Genomic DNA, 19,961 nt, shown 5'->3' with positions numbered 1-19,961 from the left:
AAGAGTTAGGAGTGAGAAGTTAGGAGTTAGGAGTTAGGAGTTAGGAATAAAAAAACTCGTAACTTATAACTCCTAACTCATAATTAAACGAGAACTTGTTGCCATTCCAAGCGATCGAGAGTACGCGATCGCTCTAATGCGCGTTCAAAACTATCTAGTTTAGCATCAATAGTCAAGGGTTCACCAACGTAGCCTTGGATTGCTTCTTGGGTTTTTAGACCATTGCCGGTGATGTAAATCACGGTAGTTTCATCTGGATCGATTTTGCCAGCTTCTACCAGTTTTTTCAGCACGGCCACAGTTGTACCACCAGCCGTTTCTGTGAAGATGCCTTCGGTTTCTGCCAGCAACTTGATGCCATCAATAATTTCGGCATCATTGACTGATTCAATATTACCACCAGTCTTCTGAGCTAACTCCACAGCATAAATACCGTCTGCTGGGTTGCCGATCGCTAGGGATTTAGCAATTGTATTCGGTTTGACTGGCTTAATAAAGTCGCGTCCTTCTTTAAAGGCTTGGGCGATGGGCGAACAACCTTCAGCTTGAGCGCCACTGAAACGCACGCTCTTGTTTTTTACTAAACCAACTTCGACAAATTCTTGGAAGCCTTTATAAATTTTTGTAAAGAGCGAACCAGATGCCAAAGGAGCAACTACATGATCGGGTAGTTCCCAGCCTAGTTGTTCTGCAACTTCAAAGCCTAGCGTCTTAGAACCTTCAGAGTAATAAGGGCGGAGATTAATGTTGACAAAACCCCAGCCGTATGTATTCGCAACTTCCGAACAGAGACGATTGACTTGATCGTAGTTACCCTTAACGGCCATCAGCGTGGGACTATATATCAAACTACCAAGAATTTTACCGGCTTCTAAATCTGCGGGGATAAACACACAGCAATCTAAACCGGCGTGAGCTGCGATCGCAGCTGTAGAATTTGCCAAGTTACCCGTGCTAGCGCAAGAAACAGTAGTAAAACCCAACTCCCGCGCCCTCGATAGAGCGACTGACACCACCCGATCCTTAAAGCTCAGGGTGGGCATATTAACGGCATCATTTTTTATATAAAGTTTATTTAGACCCAGGCGACGGGCAAGACGGTGAGAACGAACCAAGGGAGTCATCCCCGTTCCCACATCTATAACATTGTCAGTGGCGACGGGCAAAAAGGGACGATAGCGCCAAATTGAATTGGGGCCAGCTTGAATTGTTTCACGAGTGACAGTCAGACGTAGGGCGTTGTAGTCATACTTTACTTCTAACGGCCCAAAACATAACTCACAAACATTACTGGCCTTGAGTTCGTATTCTGCACCACATTCCTTACATTTCAAGGCTTGAAAGTAGGCAGTGCTGGTTGTAGTTTGGGTTGTGATTGCCTGAGTCATAAACTAGCTTTCCCTGTTTGTCTGTCACTGTCGCTTGATAGTAACACGAGCAAAAATACCAGTCAAACATACCCGACAAATTTTGTCGGGTATGTTTGGTAATCAAAGGAATGATTTTTATAAACCTTTTATACTCAGTAATCACCAAATTTAGTAGTTACGCTGAACTGTTTTATTTTACAAATCAAGGCAGTAGCTCGTGCTACTCAGTTTTAACACTGATATCTGTTATGACTAAATTGCATTTTATATATGACAAAATTGCATAGAATTAACTTATCATCACTTTCTAGTGATCTCAATCACTTAATTAATTTTATTTATTCGATTTAAAAGAACTGTGCTGAGTAGTCTGAATATATAGCAATAAAGAGCCAAAAGCATTGTTGTCTATAGGTTGTAGTCTTTTTTGCTTATAATTAAAGTTATTTATATTGCAAAATTAAAGTTAATTTTTCAGCTTTGATGCAATTATTGACAGCTATCGAAGTTACTTATATACACTGAAGACTATTTTTGCTATAAAAGTTACATTTATACTTGTATCAAGAAAATCAGCAGGGACACAATCAGAAGTTAAAGATACTTGCGATCGCTAGCCTGGTTCTTAAAGGTCAGCATCAAAAAAGTTGGTAAATATTTCTGCCTATTGCCTCAAGATAATTTTTAAGGAGTGTAAATAACTTAACTCCTTAAAGATGTATTTCCAAAGTGAAACGTCAAAGCTTTGGGTAGATGTAATCGGTCATTCTTAAAGGAATTGCCGAACCTTATCCTGTCTTAAAGTCCAAGATACAAGTTCAGCAAATAAACAAACTACTTCTATGGTAAACCGAAACAGATCAGTTAACAAGAAACGCCAGCGCTATCAATCTGTAGTAGCAACAGCATTATTAACTAGTAGCCTTTTCCAATTTATTGCACCTGTATTAGCTGACGGTACAGCTGCGGGTCAATCCATCAGCAACACGGCGACAGCGACCTACGAAGATCCTAACGATCCAGGGACAACCATAAATACCGCCTCAAACACTGTTGTTGTAACTGTGGCAGAAGTTGCTGGTATCACTCTCAACGCTTCTGGAGTTACAGATAGCAATGGTGGTACTGTTGCGGTTGGTGATTTACTCATCTACACCTACACTTTGACAAACGTAGGTAACGACGCAACCCAATTCCGGGTTCCTAACTTAGCTAAAACAACTGGGCCTGGAACAGTTTCCGGCACATTACCAAATGGTGGTACACCCAATAACCTCCAATACAGCACTGATGGCGGCACAACTTGGCAAAATATCACTGGCACAGAGGCAATCATACCCTCCATCGCCCCTGGTGGTAGTGTATTAGTGCGTGTACCAGTTACCGTCCAAGCTGGCGCTCAAGCCAATGACATCATTACCGTTACCCTTGGTGAAACCCCTGGGGATGCTCAAAACCAATTGCGGAGTCCAGATGGTGGTGACGTTTACACCGTAGATAACCCCGATAATACTCCTGGTGAAGTAAATGGCGTACCAGTTAACGGTACTCGTGAAGCTAGTTCTACCGAGCAAATCAAAGTTGGTACAACTGTTAAAACCTTCTCTTTAGCCACTGTTCTTAAGACTCGCAGTGCTTACAACAATGCTGGCACAACAGCGATTACAGATGACAAACTTACCTACGATTTAAGTTTGCGAGTTGAGTCTAACGATCCTACAGGACAAGGAATTACCCCAGCCGCTTTGACAGGTACAAGCATTACAGTTGATGGTAATCCTGGCAACTATATCTTAGTTTCTGATGCCATTCCTGCGGGTACTGATTTGGCAGTTGCACCAACTCCCCCTCTTGGTTGGGAAGCTGTCTATTCTGTCGATCCAGTTACAACTGATGCGAATACAGCTAGTTGGACTAGAACAGCACCAGCCTCTCTAGCCTCAGTCACTCGCGTTGGTTTTATCAATAAGCCAGGAACCGTTACTTCCGTCGCTCCTGGTACAACAGTCAATGGCTTCTCAATTCAACTAGCAATTGAATCAGGTGCAACTTCACCTTTAACCGTTGCTAACATCGCTCAATTATTTGGTCAAACACCCGGCACTAACGCCCCGGTATACGATGAATCTGGCGACCAAAATCCCAGCAACTACGACGGCGCTCCAGGTGCTATGACTCCTCCTCCTGGTACAGATACCAATGCTGATGGTGTTCCTGATACTCTGCCACTTACCAGTGTTGATGATGGCTATATTGATACGCCAGCATCTCCTGAAACTGGTGTTGACACAGCTAACAACAACACTGGCGATGGTTCAACGGGTGGTGAAGCAAACACCTTTACAATTCAAGCACCTGTAGCCTCAGCAGTACTTAACGGGCCACAGAATAAGCCAGATGCTACTGGGCCTTCAGGTCTGACTAACGATGACTTCACTAACAAATCTTCACTTGTTCCTGCTAATACCTTACCTGGTTCCAAATTAGACCCCTCAGCAGTTGCTTTCACCAACACCATTAGTAATAGTGGTACTAACCCTGGGACTATTACACTAGCTCCAACGCAACCAACAAATAAACTAGATTTACCAAATGGCACTCAGGTAACTATTACCTATGCTAGTAGTTCTGCTGTCTATACCTACGATCAAGCAACAGGAATCTTTACAACAGCTAGTACACCAATTACAATTCCTAACGTTGCTCCTGGTGCAACTGTCAACTATGGTGTAGAAGTTAATCTACCAGCTAACACGTCTCTATCAACTGATACGATCGCTGACTACGCTGGCGATACAGAATTTGGCTTCCCTGTACCCATTATTGCTTCCATTAATGTCAGCGGGGCTATTAGCACAAACACCACTATCGATCGCGTCTACACTGGTTTCTTAAAACTGGTGAAAGTGTCACGAGTTCTGCCAGGAACCGGTCCATCTGTTGGTACAGGTCAAGATGACTTTGAATCTACACCAGCTTTTAACGGTATCGATCCGAATTCAGGAGTTGCTGATGTACCCAGAAATCCTGCTCCAGGCAACATTATTGAGTACCAAATCAGATACAAAAATATTTCTGATGCTCAAGCTGGAACCGGTAACGTGATTTTGAATGCTAACAAAGTCGTGATTAGTGAAGATGGTACACAAGCCCCCAACAACTGGGCGAAAGACAACGATACCAACACTCAAATTGATACTAGCAACGTTGTTGGTTCAGCTCAAGATTCTGGTGCTTCGACTATTCAGTTCTTCAGTGGTAATCCAGCTACTAGCTCTGGCATCGACCAAACTGGAACTACCGTTACTACCGATGTCACCAAGTATGTAGATACTGCAACCGGACAAGTTGCGCCTGGTGTTCAAAGAACGTTTACCTTCCAACGCAAGGTTAACTAGATAGTTTGACTTCACCCCTCTTTGCCAATAAAGAGGGGTGTAATAAGTGCATTTGTATTTGTAGTTGGCGATTTAGCCATAAACCGCTAACTACAAACTGATTATTCCCTAGCAAAACGGGGAAAGATAAGTCAGTAATCAATATTGTGAAAGTTTTTTGAGGTTATTAATTATGAAGCGTCTTTCTATTGCAGGTTTAGGAGCGATCGCACTCATTGCTACAGTACCATTTGTTAGTCAAGTTCCCGGAGTGGCTAATATTTGGCATTCTACAAGTGCCGTTGCTCAAAATGTCCAAACTAAAGGGCAAATTCAATTGCGCTTAGAAGCAGAAAAGCAAGTGGTTGCACAGGATCAACAAGGTAAGCAAAGCAAAACATGGCAACCTTTAAAAGGTCAAGCTGTGGTACAACCCGGTGATGTGTTGCGATATACCTTAACTGGCGAAAATAAGAGCGATCGCCCAGTCACTAATTTGACTCTCAATCAACCAATTCCCAAAGGAATGGTATACGTACTTAAGTCTGCTAGTGTAACCAATAGTGCAAAAATTAGTTACAGCATTGATGGTGGGCGCAGCTTTGTCGAAAATCCCACTGTTAAAGTTACTCTTCCTGACGGCAAAGTGGAAACTAAACCAGCACCAGCCATTGCTTACACCCACATCCGTTTACAGATTCCGTCAGTTGCAGCCAAAACAGCAGTCAAGGCGACTTATCAAACCCAAGTCCGGTAATTGAAATTAGGCTTGTTTTTTGTCCTTCGTCATTTGTAATTATAAATGACCAAGAACAAGTTTCACCGAATGTTTTACATAATCAAATCGGATTACTGTGGCAGTTTACTTGCAGTAAGTCCCATTTCATAATTTAGATTTTCCTAAATAAAGCAGTGTTTTTATTAATAACAAGCTTGGCATCCCAGAGGAGATATGTTCCGTGAGCCGTCCTCAATACCAAAAGCAAATTACTTCTAGCAAGAACTGGTGGCGACGGTTAACAACAACTGTTCTCCTGGGAAGTTTTTTGCATACTACTATAGTTTTACCAGCGATCGCACAACAGACTAAGAATCTGGCTGCGTCTGTGCCATTCATCAATCAAGCTGCTTATACTTATACAGATTCGGCTACTAATTATCAATATCAAGGAAATTCTAGTCAGCTTAGTGTTACTCCTGCACCATTAATCGATCCATTAGGACGGATTTTAGGTTGCGCTGGCTCAATTTTACCTGACTATACAAATTTTTCAGTTGGCTTATATGAACCTAATCCTAGCGACCCAACGGGGACAGAATTGGGTAGCTTGCTTGCTTTAACTCGAACAGAGTTCCCAGATATTCCTAACAACAAAATTCCTGGCGGTAAATCGCCAAATACCGAGAATAGTAACCCCTACTTTCTTAACAATGACCCTGCGGGTGTCTACAATTTCCTACTCGATCCGAATAGAGGTCAAACCGATCCGGGTAGAATCTACATTTTTGTAGTCAATGCACCACCAAATTCTATCTACAAACAGCGACGGATCAAGATTGAAATTCTTACTAGCACTAGCACACAAAGTAATAATGTGGTGCGATATGTAGCTAGTTCTCTAGATGGTCAACCAATCAATCTTACAGGCGAAACCAGAGTAGAGCAAACAGTTGTTGTAGTTCCTAATGCAGAAACAGTAGGACTAGACTTATCAGCCTTTGAATTCACTACAAATATGTGCCAAGCCAATCAGTTGCAGATTATCAAAACAGGCGATCGCGCTGCTGCTGAACCTGGAGATACGGTAATCTATCGCCTGTCGCTAAAAAATCTTGCTGATGCTGGTTTGAATAATATATTTGTCACCGACAGCCTCCCTTTAGGATTCGATTTTTTGCCGAAAGTTTTGCGGGGAGAGGTGGATGGTCAACCAGTGGCGATTACCTCAGAGCGCAATGGTAACACAGTGACATTCCGCACAAACGTCACGATTCCTAGCGAGAAAGTCTTGAATATTGCCTATGCTGCTCAACTAACACCCGATTCGTTGCGTGGTGATGGTCGTAATAGTGCGATCGCAAATGCCCAACGAGATGATAACAATTTTAGCGTCAAGGATGGCCCAGCAACCCATCAATTGAAAATTAGTCCTGGAATTGTTTCTGACTGTGGCACGATTATCGGTCGCGTGTTTGTTGATAAAAACTTTGACGGTGAACAGCAACCCGGTGAACCTGGAATCCCAAATGCAGTGATTTTTCTGGAGGACGGAAACCGCATCACTACAGATCCCAATGGTTTGTTCTCCTTAGCTAATGCCTTACCTGGATACCACACAGGTGTATTAGACCTCAGCAGTCTCCCTGGTTATACCTTAGCTCCTAACCAAAAATTCCGCGAACGGAATAGTCAATCTCGTTTGGTGCGTTTAGAGCCTGGTGGCTTGGTACGCATGAACTTCGCTGTCACCCCCACATTTCAGGAGCCAGTCAAGAAATGAAACCCAGACTGCACCATAGTATATTTAATCTGAAATTGATGGGGGCGATGCCAGTAGTAGCTCTCAGCCTCGTTTTGTATCCTGCAATAGTCAAAGCAGAACTCAGCGAAAACTCCGATCGCCAGAAGCCCATGTTGGCGCAGCCTAACCCAGCTATGAAAACGTTTGAAGACAAAGGTGCAAAGCTAAGGAGAAGAATTCAGCAACGCCTAAATTCTGCCGATCTTTTGGGAAGTTCTCAGCAGCAGTTTGCACCTCTAGAAATTGCCTCCACTCCTCCAGCACCAGCTACTAATCCTTCAATTGCAGATATCCAGCCAACTGAAACGGAAATACAACCATTTCAACCAGCAACTTCGGTTAATTTGCCTAGAGGCTTACGCAAAATTGCCGGAGTAGAGGATAATAACGACGAAGCCAAAGACACTGAGCAACAGTTTCAAGCTTCTCCAACAGAAATACAACCATTTCAGCCAGCAACTTCTGTCGATTTACCTAAAGGTTTACGCAAAATTGCCGGAGTAGCCGAAACTACCCCACCTCCCCCACCTCCCCCATCTCCCCCATCCCCCCCCATCTCTACAGGAATCAAAATCCTGACTCCAACGCCTGACAGTGTTGTAGATGTACAAGCTACCACCGTCGTTTTGCAATTTCCTGTTGGTAGTAAAGTGGAATTGCGGGTGAATGGCAACTTAGCAGACTCTTCCTTAATTGGACGAACGGAAACTGATGCCACTACTAACTTAATGACGCAGACATGGTATGGTGTCTCGTTAAAAGAAGGTATAAACACCATATCTGCACAAGTTGTTGGTGCAACAGAACCCCCTGTAACGGTGCAAGTTGCAGTCCGGGGAGCGCCAGGAAAACTAACTTTAGAAACAGTTGAGTCTCGTATTCCCGCAGATGGACGTTCGACGGCTACAATCAAGGGTCAACTGATTGATGCTAATGGTAATCGCTCTAACCGCGATGCTGTTATCACTTTGATACCCAGTGCTGGAGAGTTTGTGGGAACAGACTTCAAACCCGATCAACCTGGATTTCAAGTGGAGGCGAAAGGAGGACAATTTACAGCGAGTTTGCGATCGCAACTCAAAGCTGAAACTGTCACAATTCGCGCCACAGCTAATGATTTAGAAGCTTTTACTCAACTACAATTTGAAACCGCACTCCGTCCAAGTTTGGTGACAGGGGTAGTAGATTTACGTTTGGGCGCTAGAGGGACAAATTATTACGGCAGTTTCCGTGATTTTCTTCCTCCTGACAAAAACAACGGAACGCAATTAGATTTTCACTCAGCAGTATTTGCGACTGGTGCGATCGGCGAATGGTTGTTTACAGGTGCATATAACAGTTCTCGTAGTCTGAATGAAGATTGCGACTGCAATAATCGCCTGTTTAGAACTTACCAATCTAGCGAGCAAAACTATCCTGTCTACGGCGATAGCTCGAAAGTTGATGTTGTCACTCCTTCTATTGACAGTGTATTTCTGCGTCTTGAGCGATCGACTAGTATCCCTGGCTCCAGTCCTGATTATGCCATGTGGGGTGACTACAACACAGAAGAATTTGCGCGGCGATCGCAGCAATTTACTTCTATCACCCGTCAACTCCACGGCTTTAAAGCCAACTACAACTTAGGAGACTTACAAATTACAGGTTTGTATGGCAACCATTTAGAAGGCTTTCAACGAGATACTATTGCTCCCGATGGTACTAGTGGTTATTACTTCCTCTCTCGCCGAATATTACAACCAGGTAGTGAAAATGTCTTTATTGAGTTAGAAGAACTCAATCGTCCTGGTACTGTACTAAAACGGAAGCAGCTAAACCGAGGACCAGACTACGAAATCGACTATGATCGCGGTACCTTAATATTCCGCGAACCGATTCTTCGTACTGATATTGATGAAGCTGGACAAGTATTGGTACGTCGGATTGTTGTTACCTATCAATACGACAGCCAAGACTCTGACGGCAGTATCTATGCTGGTCGTTTGCAATATAATCTTTCCCGCAAGTTGAACCAGGAAAGTTGGATTGGAGCAACTTACGTCCAAGAACATCAGGGAGTGCGTGACTTTCAACTCTACGGTGCAGATGCACTGATTTCTTTGGGTGAAAAGGGTAGATTAATCGCAGAATATGCCCATTCTAGTAATGATTCTGATGTGGTAGGAAAAGTCAGAGGTGATGCGTATCGGTTAGAAGCTGAGGGACAAATTGCGAATGGGATTCAAGGCCGCGCCTATTATCGTTTTGCTGATACCGGTTTTGCCAATAATGCCACCATCAGCTTTGTCCCCGGACAAACTCGTTATGGAGCGCAGGTTACAGCTAAAGTTACCCCAAGCACTAACGTCAGGGTGCAATATGACCACGAAGACAATTTTGGTATTGCTCCCCAACCACTAGATACCTTAGAAGAACTCTTTGCTCCGCGTTCTGAGGCCATACCTGGAAGTAAGGTTGATAATTCCCTGACAACGATTTCCGCCGGTATTCAACAACGTTTAGGTAAAGCTACTCTCGATGTGGATTGGATTCATCGTCAACGAGAAGACCGCATCCCCGACGCTGCTTTAAGTGGTAATTCCGATCAATTGCGATCGCGTTTTTCAGTTCCTCTAGCTAAAAACCTGACTTTCCAAGCCCAAAATGAACTCAGCTTATCTTCCCAAAAAGATAGTGTTTATCCAGATCGGACTATTTTAGGGTTGAATTGGGCGGTAATTCCTGGTGTCAATGTCAGTCTAGCTCAACAGTTTTACACTAGTGGTCAATATTCGGGTAATGCCATCACCAGCTTGAGTGTCAACGGTGAACACAAACTCGGATCAGATACTACCTTGACCGGTCGTTACTCAATATTGGGTGGTGCCAATGAAATGACTACCCAAGGGGCGATCGGTCTAAATAACCGTTGGACTATTGCTCCAGGATTGCGGTTAAACACAGCTTACGAACACGTATTTGGGAACTTCTTCGGACGGACTGGAGCAGGTCAACAATTTGCTCAACCCTTTGCTGTTGGTCAATCTGCATCAGCGATCGGATTTGAGGGTGGTGATAGTTATAGCGTCGGGTTGGAATACACTGATAATCCGCAATTTCAAGCTAGCGCCCGCTATGAACATCGCTCATCTTCTAGTGGTAGTAATACAGTAATTACCGCCGGGGCTACAGGTAAAATTTCTCCGGCTCTCACGGCTTTAGTACGTTATCAACAAGCCGGTTCTTCCAATCAAAAGCTTTCAGGATTGGGAGATACCGCTAACTTGAAGTTGGGTTTAGCTTACCGTGACCCAAACAACGATAACTTTAATGCTTTATTGCGTTATGAATATCGTCAAAATCCTTCAACCATCCCTGACACCATTTTGTTAGGAAGTGGTACGGGTTCCCAAGACCATACCTTCGCATTAGAAACTATCTATGCTCCTAACTGGCAATGGGAATTCTATGGTAAGTATGCTCTACGTAATAGTACTTCTTACATAGCCAACGATTTAGCTGGTACTAGCACAGTTAATCTGGCTCAATTGCGAGCAACTTATCGTTTGGGATATAGCTGGGATTTAGTCGGTGAGGCTCGTTGGATTGGTCAATCTAACTATTCTGAGACAGGCTTTGTTTTGGAAACAGGTTACTATCTGACTCCTAATCTGCGCCTTTCGGCTGGATACGTGTTTGGTAAAGTTGATGACCGAGATTTTTCTGGCGCACGTTCTGCGGGAGGTGCGTATTTAGGTTTAACAGTCAAACTCAACGAATTGTTTGATGGCTTTGGACAACAAAAGATTGCTCCCCGTCAGCACAAAGAGTCCACAGTGCAAACCCTGATCCAAAAAATCCGCCAGCAAAGGGGCAAGGTAACAGAGGTAGGGAAAATATGAAACTTCAAATTAGTCTAGCTGTTTTTTTGTTTCTGGTGACACTACCAGATATTGCTGTTAGTCAGACTCAAAACTTGTCTGTGCGAGTTGTGGTGAATAGTAATCAAGATGGCGCTATCAAAGCTGATGATGTCGTGACTTTACGTGAGGCGATCGCCATTGTCAATGGTACTTTGTCTATTGATAAGTTGAGCGATCGCGAAAAAACTCAAGTGCAATCTCTCGCTGCTAAAGGTACGTCCCGCATTGAGTTTAATTTGCCTTCCGAACAAAATACTATCCAACTCAGAGAAATCTTACCACCTCTGACTAATCCAGGCTTAGTAATTGAAGGCACATCAACACCATCTGTTACCAATGGCACTAAAAAAAGCTCAAAAGCTTGTGTCACCTCGTTAACCTCGTTCCCAGCCTCTAGGCTGGGAATGTATTTCGAGAGGCTCTGCCTCTCGTCAACAAAGAGGAGGCGGAGCCTCCCAGAATGGGTTCCCAGCCTACAGACTGGGAACCAGTTAGGGCAGTTAGGGCCGTTGGGGCAAGGGCAGTATCTTAACTCAGTGCCAACACCAACTGTCACCATAACTCCCGCATATAATTCTGTAATTTTTCGCGGTTTGACGGTAGCAGCAAGTAATATCACGATTCGGGGTTTGAGCCTCTATGGTTTCACTTCTCGCCACGGTGATACGGCGAGTCTTCCCCCTGCGGATATTTTCATTAGCCCAATCGATATTAAACAACCACCACCAACGAATGTCGTCATCGAAAATAACTGGTTGGGTATATCACCAAATATTATCATTGAAACTAGACCTCCAAGCAATTCTGCCTTTGGAGTTTCTGTTTTTAATGGTGTAAATACAGTTATCCAAAATAACCGCATTGCTAATCATGATGGTAGCGCCATTATTACCTCAGTTAGAGCAGAAAATTTGCTAGTTAAAAACAATATTATTACTGGCAATGGTTTTGCTGGAATGCCTGATGCTATTCGTTTAGAAGGGCTAATTAATAATTCTCAAATTATCGGCAACCAAATCGATAAAAATGCTGGTAGTGCAGTATATCTTTTTAAGCCAGAAGGTTCAGTAAAAATTGATTCTAATACGATCGCAAATAATGGTCAGATGTTGCGACGGGCGGCGATTTATTTGATGGGTAATAACCATGAAGTAATCAATAACCAGATTAGCGATCAGTCTGGGCCAGGTGTGGTAGTAGCGGCTTATCCCCCAAGCCAGGGAAACCGGATTCAAAATAATCAGTTTGCTGATTTAAAAGGATTGAGCATTGACTTGGTGACTCAATACCATGTTGGTGTGCAAGACTATCAGCAAGGTGATGGGGCGAATCCGGTAAATGACACATATCAGCGTCATCGCAAAACAGGTAATTTTGGCATTGATGCCCCACGCTTTTTGAGTCCAGAATTTTTCATTAGTACCCAGGATGGAACAGTGGTTTTAGATGGGTTTGCTAGCCCTGGTTCTGTAGTAGAAATTTATCGAGTTAGTGAAGATACGGAAAATCCGGGGACGCTAAATAAAGTAATTGCAAAGGTGAATGTGAATTCTGATGGTAGATTCTCGTATAAATCGGGAAACCTAAAAGCGGGCGATCGCTTCAGTGCGATCGCTACTCATCCCCAATATGGTACTTCTGAACCTGCTATCAACGTGATAGTCCGGTCAATTGATCTATCTAAGAACAATCACTAGGATAAATCTTGATATGCTGTTATTTTTTTTACACGTTGCTAAACCTAAAAATAAGCGATCGCACTGTCCGAATTGCAACAATTTAGAGACTTGAAATTTGTTATCTCTCCAGGAAAAATTTTGTGCTGAAAATAAAACATTTGCCAAATGCATTATTCAGCATCTTTTAAAGGTAATTTTATGGTGATTTACTAATGAAGAATTTATGGCAAAATTTTAATACTTTTGGCTGGGGGCTGATTGGTGCGACATTAGTACTTCAACCTACACAAGCGCAAGCTCAATATATCCAGCGATCGTTTATAAATCCCAGTTTTGAGTCACCTGTTTTCGGTTCTGCTGGTCAAAAATGTTACGTTCAAGTGTCGCCAGGTATTATCCCTGGTTGGGAAACAACTCATGGCTCAGTCAAGGCGGGAGGAGGTAACTGTAATGGTTATGCATCTCCAGGAACAGTACCACTGATTGAGATTTGGACAACAGGATTTAATAGTGTTAGCACAGCAACGACACCAACTAGTGCAGGAAATCAATTTGCTGAGTTAAATGCTGAACAAAATTCTGAGTTGTATCAGAATATGTGCTTAATTAAAAATGAGACGATTACATTCTCTTTTTTACATCGTGGGCGTTCAAGTTCAACTATTGCTGATGTAGCCAATTTTTTAATTGGACTAAATACCGATCCAGCACCAACTGTTTTTGGCACATTTTCAACAACTAGCAATGGAAAAGTTACGGCACAACCAGTCGCCCAAAATGGTGCAACTATTCCTACTGTAAGTAACAATAACGCCGGAAATGGCTGGGTACGATACACTGGCACTGTTCCTTACACTGGTGCTTCTGGGAATAAACCTGTAGGATTTGCAGCTGTTTCTACAGCCGGTGCGAACAATACTATAGGTAACTTCCTTGATGAAGTCCAATTTGCTGGTAAAGCTGTGGTCGAGTTTACAGCGAGTTCTGGTGGTGCAGCAGAATCAGAAACTAATCCTACCAGCAACCCCCCAAAACTCAGGATTGTTGGTTTAGTGCCAACTGGGGGAATCACTGTTCCGATTTCCGTCTCTGGTACAGCGGTTCTGGGTACAGACTACAATACAACATCCGGCACATCTACTTTTAATGTCACTATCCCTGCGGGCAACTATGACGGTAGTAACGCCACTAGTGTCTTTACCATTCCCTTTACTGTTATTAATAACAACATTCCTCAAGGTGTGAGGACAATTGTATTCACAATCCAACCTTCATCTAGTTTTTTTAACAGTTCGACAACGACTTGTGGCGGTACCCCAACAAGTGTTTCTGACTACACCATCTATGATGATGATTTCCTCAGTGGTAAGGTTTGGAATGATGTAGACAATAGTGCTAATAATACTTTTACTAATATTAATACTGGCTCGGAAACTGGCACTAATGCAGGTGGATTGTTAAATGCCATTCTCGTAGATTCTAATAATAAGGTCTTAAAAACAACACCTGTCGCCGCAGATGGTACTTACACCTTTCTTGATGTCCCCCTGAATCAAAATAACGTCAAAATTATCTTAAGTACGACTGCTGGCACAGTCGGTAATACTGCCCCTACAGCATCGCTCCCTTCTAGCTGGGTCAATACTAGCCCACTAACGACGGCTGCTTTTAATACCGGCACAAACATCTCTAGTAAGGACTTTGGGATTAAGCAGCCCATCAGCATTTCTGGGACGCTTTACCAGGATAGCGATCGCAGTAGTACAAATAATGGTGAGCCGGGAATTGGTAATATTCGTGTGATTCTCTACAAAGATAACGATAACAATGATGAACTTAATACGACGAGTGAAATCATCCAGCAAGTAACAACTCTAGCTGACGGCACTTATCAATTTACTAACGTAGTTGCTGGAACTTACAAAATTAAAGTAGACATTGCTGATACAGATGTGCCTCTGGGCTACACACTGGGTACTTCTGATAATTTGCCAGTCACAGTTAGCACTACCAATATCACCGGACAAGATTTTGGTTTCTATCCCCCTTTAACCTGTGAATGGGACGCTCAACTCTATACTGGTCATTTTCCGATTCCTGGGGCAGCTGCTAGCGAAACTGTTGCGAATGGCTACTATGGTACAACTGGATTACCAACGCTGCGTGGGACTGCGAAATTTGGCGCAGGAATTCCCACCTTTACTTTTAACGATCAAACAATTAGCGTAAATCCTGCTGTTAATCCGCTACGAACAGTTATCAACGGCAGCTTTCCATCTCAGGGCTACGTTCCGATTAACGGAGACTATCCACTTAGAACTTACGGAAGCACTGGTGATGAGCCTAACTGGGCGATCGTGTTTAAGCGGCAAGTAACCACTAAAGGCCGAATTACCCTTGGACAACCAGGGGCTTATATTGACGATGCGATGGAAATTTATGTCAATGGAGTGCGGGTTGGAAATCCAACTCTAACTTATACTACTAACTTACCAGCAAGCAGCGTATCCACAATTTCGGTGAACGCTGGCGATATCGTTGAGATTCGCCTCTCGAACTATGGTTCTATTGGTGGGTTTTTCGTCAAGACTGAGTTTGTATCTGACTTTGGTGATGCACCGAACAGTTATGGTGAAGTTTCCCACGCACCCAGTTGTAGTAATCCCACCCTCGGCGCGACTGTAACGGGAGAATATAGCCAATTCTACAGTGCAAATGCCAATGGCGATGCTGGGGATGATGGCGTGACCTTGCCCTCAAGTCTTGCTCCCGGCAAAACTGCAACAATTACTGTTAACGCTTCAACAGCGGGCTTTCTCAATAGCTGGATCGATTTTAATAAAAATGGGGTCTTTGATACTGGCGAACAGCTCAATTTGACCAACGTCACCAATGGAACGGCTGCAACAGTTAATAATGTTCCGCTCAATGCCGGAAACAATACTTTAACCTTTACCGTACCCAGCAATGCAACCCTTGGTAGTAGCTTTGCTCATTTCCGGTTTACGACTAGTACAGTTACAACACCCAGCCCAACAGGTGCTGGGAGTGCTGGTGAAGTGGAAGATTATGCAGTAGCGATCGCAGCAGTGGTCAATAACCCGAATGTTCTCTTAGTCAAACGAATCACAGCGATTAATGGCGGCACTACCACCGTTGGCGGGGATTCTTTGATCGGGTATATTGATGCCCCAAGTAATGCCTACGATGATAATACCATTACCATTCCCACCCAACCCACGCCAACAGATCCGCCCAAGGACAGCGACAAATGGCCATCCTTAAATAGCTTCATGCTCGGTGGCATCAATGGCGGTAATGTCAAGCCCAGTGATGAAATCGAATATACTATCTATTTCCTCTCCGCAGGTGATGGAACAGCAAATAATGTTTTGATCTGCGATCGCGTTCCTGATAATATGACTTTTATCCCGACTGCATTCAATAGTTTCCCCACCAAAAACAGCAGTGGTCTTCCAGGTGGCGATCGGGGTATCATTTGGCAAAATAATGGTGCAACTGAATCCTTAACTAATACCAGCGATGGAGATTCAGCAGAATATTTCTCCCCAGGTGTTGACCCTAAGATTAAGTACCCTGGTATTCAATGTGATGGTAGTAATACTAACGGTGTAGTAATTGTGAATTTGGGAAATGTGCCAAATGCAACTGCACCAGGTACACCAGTTAATTCTTATGGCTTTATCCGTTTCCGGGGTAAGGTGAAATAGATATCTAGTAGTCTGTCAAGTTTAAATTGATGGATAAGTAAGTTCGTAGTAAGCACTTTAGTCCTGATTATTTTAAGCACTAAAGTGCTTACTACAAACCTTCAAAACTAATGGTCTATCGCAAAAAATTTGATAGGCGAATCAGTTTTAAATTTCTCTTCTTTACCTCTTCATAGCTTAGAGCTTTTCTTAGTGTCTTCAAAATCATTCGGGTGTGGTTGTGGCTACGTTTGGTAGACCTCCAGCTTGAAAAATCTGTTCAGCCGTTAAGTTCAATTGTAAAACCACTGGAGGAGTCAAATACAATACCTAAATTTGTGCGATCGTTCCAGTTCCATAGTTGAGCATTTAAACCAGAGTTTTTCTTACCTGTCCACGGATACGTCGGAGGCATAATTATAACTTCTCCACTTGCAGCACGTTCTAACTGCAAATTTTGATTAGCTTGACAAAGTTCATAAAACCCCTTGATACCCAGGTTGGGGATATTCAAAGTGATGGCGTTCATAAGCTTTAAGAGTGAGGTTTTGTCCTTATATAGGAATCATATTTGATTTCTGAAAAAATCTCAGTCAGTAGTCTTGTAGTGGCGAGCTACTGGAGGCGGAGCCTCTGGGAATGGGTTCCCAGCCTCTAGGCTGGGAACCAGTTGGGACAAGGGCTGTATCTTAACTTAGTGCCATTACTTAATCTGAGCCTTTTATAACAATCCCAACTCTTCTGGAAAACCCAGCATGATGTTTAGGTTTTGGATTGCGGCTCCTGATGCACCTTTACCCAGGTTGTCAAGACGAGCAACTAGTAACACTTCTTTGGTAGTGTCATTGGCAAATACAAAAACCTGAACAATATTAGTGCCGTTGATTGCAATCGCATCTAGAAATATTCCGTCTCGCAACAGAGTAGAATCTTGGTATGGTGTAACTTGTACGAACTTTTCACTTTGGTAGTAGTTTGCGATCGCTTCATAGATAACCTTACCTGATGGTGGATTATCTAAACTTCCCAGTGGCAAAGGTATCTGTACTAGCATTCCCTGCTCAAAATCTCCTACTGCTGGTACGAAAAGTGGCGGTGATGCTAACCCTGAATAATGATGCATTTCTTTGACGTGCTTATGCCCAAACTGCAAACCGTAGATACCATAAGGGTAGAGTGATTCTGCCCCGGCTTGCTGTTCGTGTAAGGTATCATATTGTTTAATGAGATTTTTTCCGCCACCAGAGTAACCTGATACTGCATTAACTGTGATGGGAAAGTTACTGTTCAGGAGTCCTTTAGCAATCAACGGACGGATACAAGCTAAAAATCCTGTGGGATAACAGCCGGGATTGCTGACAAACTGGGCGCTGGCGATTTTCTCTCGCTGTCCTGGATTTAGTTCAGGGAAGCCATATACCCAGTCATTAGCTGTGCGATGGGCAGTACTAGCATCAAGGATCTTAACCCTAGTATTACTGACTAAGCTAACAGCTTCGCGTGCAGCATCATCAGGCAGACAGAGAATGATCACATCAACAGCATTAATTAGTTTGGTTCGCTCAGTTGCATCCCTACGTTTAGATGCTTCAATGCTAACTAACTCGATATCATCACGCTGGTTGAGACGTGAATATATTTGTAAGCCTGTGGTTCCCGATTCCCCATCAATAAAAATCTTTGGTTTAGTAGTCATGCGCTTTTTATATGTGAGTGATATTTTGGCTGATTAATACTTACTTTACTTCTGCTAAATAGATAGAACTTACGCACTGTACAAATTAATCATGGTATAATTTTAATAAAACTCGAATGTCTTTACGGTGATGCAGGTTGTAATTACCTGTACTCCAAAAGTATGCTGTTAAAACCCATGCCTTGGACACAAAAGCTTGGGGAATTAAGCGGAAAAACCCAAAAAATCAGAAGGATTTTGAGCATTTACCCCTAGAGCAAGAGGATAATTAAGGTATTGAGCGCGATGACCCCTACCAGAGCGAACCTGCGGATATTGTTATATCCTGCATGGTGATACCAAAAGCTTCCTCGCGGCACAGAAAGGCTGCGATCGCTCCAATCTCTTCGGGTTGGATCATTCTCTTCTGAGGATTAATCTGTTTTATTTCTTGGATATATTCATCTTTGTTTTGCCCCTCCGCTGTTTCGGCAATGTGCACCATCCAGATTTTACCAAAGTTAGTTTGCACCCAACCAGGACTAATGGCATTGCAGGATACGCCGTGCGGTGCTCCCTCTAATGCTACGCAACGGGTTAAGCCCACTACTGCTGCTTTGGAAGCACAGTAAGCAGCAGAAGCGGGGGCACCTACTGATGCTGCGGTCGAGGCAATATTGATAATTCGCCCCCACTTACGTTCAATCATTCCCGGTAGACAAAGCTTGATAGTGCGATAAACACCATTGACGTTGACATCTACGACTTTATGCCAAAGCTGATCAGGATGACCGCAGATTGTCTGTTCAGCGCTAATTCCAGCAGCATTAGCAAGGATATCTACTTTTCCGAATGCCTTAATTGTTGCATCGTAAAAAGCTTGTACAGAGTCCATTGAGCAAACATCAAGATTGGTAGCGATCGCCCTCACCCCCCGCGCCTCAATTTCCTTTTTTATCCTGTCCAGTTCCGCAGCACCAGGCAGATAAACGAGTTCTCCAGGAGCTTTACTCCCGCCACCTGTCAGCAGAGAACCAACGACAACATCAGCTCCAGCCTCAGCAAAAGCCAGAGCCATAGCGCGACCCATACCAGAGGCTCCCCCTGTAACTAGAGCAACACGATTTTTGAGATATTTTTCTTGACTCATGTTGAATTTTTAACTCATGTTGAATTTTTAATCGCTTTATTTCCCGGAATTCAAGCCAATTACTCCCATAATGATCATGGCTATAGATAAAAATTTTATAGTAGTAACAGATTCTTGAAACCACCCGATGCCAATGCTAACAATCAGGACAGTTCCCATACCTGACCAGACAGAATAAGCAACGCTTACTTCAATTTTTTTGAGAGCCATTGTTAAAAAACTAAAACAAAGCCCATAGAAGATAAACATGAATATAGAAGGCACTATTCGGGTGAAACCTTGAGATAACTTCATGCAGGTTGTTCCTGCTACTTCCAAGAGAATTGCTGATATTAGGTAAACCCAAGCCATTGAATAACTCCTACTATTGCTCAGTAATACCAATTCAAAATTTAAAATTCATTCATTAGAAAGTCAAACCTTACCTCCAGCCCCTCTCATTACTAATACCAATTTGGAACATGATTGCGACAGATGCTTTCACAAAGTCTAGACGCAGAAGGCAATTCCCAATCCAAAATCCAAAATGGTATAAGAAGAGGGGAGCCGAAGGCAGGCATTGTCTTCTACTCAAAT

The 19,961-nt window shown here is 43.2% G+C and carries 11 protein-coding genes; 6 read left to right on the top strand and 5 right to left on the bottom strand.

All coding sequences use genetic code 11. The features are described 5' to 3' along the window. Positions 1 to 83: 83 nt before the first annotated feature. Complete coding sequence (gene thrC, locus HWQ37_RS24620) at positions 84 to 1,388, bottom strand: threonine synthase (protein ID WP_292752115.1); 1,305 nt, start codon at positions 1,386 to 1,388, stop codon at positions 84 to 86. Between the two features lie 824 nt (positions 1,389 to 2,212). On the opposite strand from thrC, the gene HWQ37_RS24615 reads away from it, so the two are divergent. The 6 genes from HWQ37_RS24615 to HWQ37_RS24590 all read left to right on the top strand — a co-directional run bounded on the left by HWQ37_RS24615 (position 2,213) and on the right by HWQ37_RS24590 (position 16,581). Further along, on the top strand, positions 2,213 to 4,768 hold the full coding sequence (locus tag HWQ37_RS24615; RefSeq protein WP_292752112.1) for a beta strand repeat-containing protein: 2,556 nt from the start codon (positions 2,213 to 2,215) through the stop codon (positions 4,766 to 4,768). 172 nt (positions 4,769 to 4,940) lie between these two features. After that, on the top strand, positions 4,941 to 5,504 hold the full coding sequence (locus HWQ37_RS24610; RefSeq protein ID WP_292752110.1) for a hypothetical protein: 564 nt from the start codon (positions 4,941 to 4,943) through the stop codon (positions 5,502 to 5,504). 202 nt (positions 5,505 to 5,706) lie between these two features. Beyond that, positions 5,707 to 7,248: a DUF11 domain-containing protein gene (locus HWQ37_RS24605; protein WP_292752107.1), complete on the top strand. Its 1,542-nt coding sequence runs from the start codon at positions 5,707 to 5,709 to the stop codon at positions 7,246 to 7,248. Further along, positions 7,245 to 11,150: a TonB-dependent receptor gene (locus tag HWQ37_RS24600; RefSeq protein ID WP_292752104.1), complete on the top strand. Its 3,906-nt coding sequence runs from the start codon at positions 7,245 to 7,247 to the stop codon at positions 11,148 to 11,150. Before HWQ37_RS24605 ends, HWQ37_RS24600 begins: the two co-directional genes overlap by 4 nt. Beyond that, positions 11,147 to 12,868: a right-handed parallel beta-helix repeat-containing protein gene (locus tag HWQ37_RS24595; protein WP_292752101.1), complete on the top strand. Its 1,722-nt coding sequence runs from the start codon at positions 11,147 to 11,149 to the stop codon at positions 12,866 to 12,868. Before HWQ37_RS24600 ends, HWQ37_RS24595 begins: the two co-directional genes overlap by 4 nt. Before the next feature lie 194 nt (positions 12,869 to 13,062). Further along, positions 13,063 to 16,581 carry a GEVED domain-containing protein gene (locus tag HWQ37_RS24590; RefSeq protein WP_292752098.1) on the top strand — a complete coding sequence of 1,173 codons (3,519 nt, stop codon included), beginning with the start codon at positions 13,063 to 13,065 and terminating at the stop codon, positions 16,579 to 16,581. 259 nt (positions 16,582 to 16,840) lie between these two features. Here the strand turns inward: HWQ37_RS24590 and HWQ37_RS24585 are convergent, their stop codons facing one another. From HWQ37_RS24585 to HWQ37_RS24570, 4 genes are all read right to left on the bottom strand, one after another. Further along, positions 16,841 to 17,089, bottom strand: coding sequence for a Uma2 family endonuclease (locus tag HWQ37_RS24585; protein WP_292752094.1), 249 nt, complete (start codon positions 17,087 to 17,089; stop codon positions 16,841 to 16,843). Positions 17,090 to 17,281: 192 nt separating this feature from the next. Continuing rightward, positions 17,282 to 18,256, bottom strand: coding sequence for an N-acetyl-gamma-glutamyl-phosphate reductase (gene argC / locus HWQ37_RS24580; RefSeq protein ID WP_292752091.1), 975 nt, complete (start codon positions 18,254 to 18,256; stop codon positions 17,282 to 17,284). 292 nt (positions 18,257 to 18,548) lie between these two features. Beyond that, positions 18,549 to 19,385, bottom strand: a complete 837-nt coding sequence (locus tag HWQ37_RS24575; protein ID WP_292752089.1) for an SDR family NAD(P)-dependent oxidoreductase — start codon at positions 19,383 to 19,385, stop codon at positions 18,549 to 18,551. 36 nt (positions 19,386 to 19,421) lie between these two features. Beyond that, a complete protein-coding gene (locus HWQ37_RS24570) occupies positions 19,422 to 19,736 on the bottom strand; it encodes a DMT family transporter (RefSeq protein ID WP_292752087.1) in 315 nt (104 codons plus the stop codon). Between the last annotated feature and the right edge of the window lie 225 nt (positions 19,737 to 19,961).

The organism is Nostoc sp. NMS4, assembly GCF_017115095.1.
Lineage (GTDB): Bacteria > Cyanobacteriota > Cyanobacteriia > Cyanobacteriales > Nostocaceae > Nostoc.
This window is presented reverse-complemented; position numbering and strand designations above follow the sequence as displayed.

Bases quoted from the DNA above. Each gene is read 5' to 3' on its own strand.
- thrC (WP_292752115.1), bottom strand. From the start codon at position 1,388: ATGACTCAGGCAATCACAACCCAAACTACAACCAGCACTGCCTACTTT.
- HWQ37_RS24615 (WP_292752112.1), top strand. From the start codon at position 2,213: ATGGTAAACCGAAACAGATCAGTTAACAAGAAACGCCAGCGCTATCAA.
- HWQ37_RS24610 (WP_292752110.1), top strand. From the start codon at position 4,941: ATGAAGCGTCTTTCTATTGCAGGTTTAGGAGCGATCGCACTCATTGCT.
- argC (WP_292752091.1), bottom strand. From the start codon at position 18,256: ATGACTACTAAACCAAAGATTTTTATTGATGGGGAATCGGGAACCACA.
- HWQ37_RS24600 (WP_292752104.1), top strand. From the start codon at position 7,245: ATGAAACCCAGACTGCACCATAGTATATTTAATCTGAAATTGATGGGG.
- HWQ37_RS24570 (WP_292752087.1), bottom strand. From the start codon at position 19,736: ATGGCTTGGGTTTACCTAATATCAGCAATTCTCTTGGAAGTAGCAGGA.
- HWQ37_RS24590 (WP_292752098.1), top strand. From the start codon at position 13,063: ATGAAGAATTTATGGCAAAATTTTAATACTTTTGGCTGGGGGCTGATT.
- HWQ37_RS24575 (WP_292752089.1), bottom strand. From the start codon at position 19,385: ATGAGTCAAGAAAAATATCTCAAAAATCGTGTTGCTCTAGTTACAGGG.
- HWQ37_RS24585 (WP_292752094.1), bottom strand. From the start codon at position 17,089: ATGAACGCCATCACTTTGAATATCCCCAACCTGGGTATCAAGGGGTTT.
- HWQ37_RS24595 (WP_292752101.1), top strand. From the start codon at position 11,147: ATGAAACTTCAAATTAGTCTAGCTGTTTTTTTGTTTCTGGTGACACTA.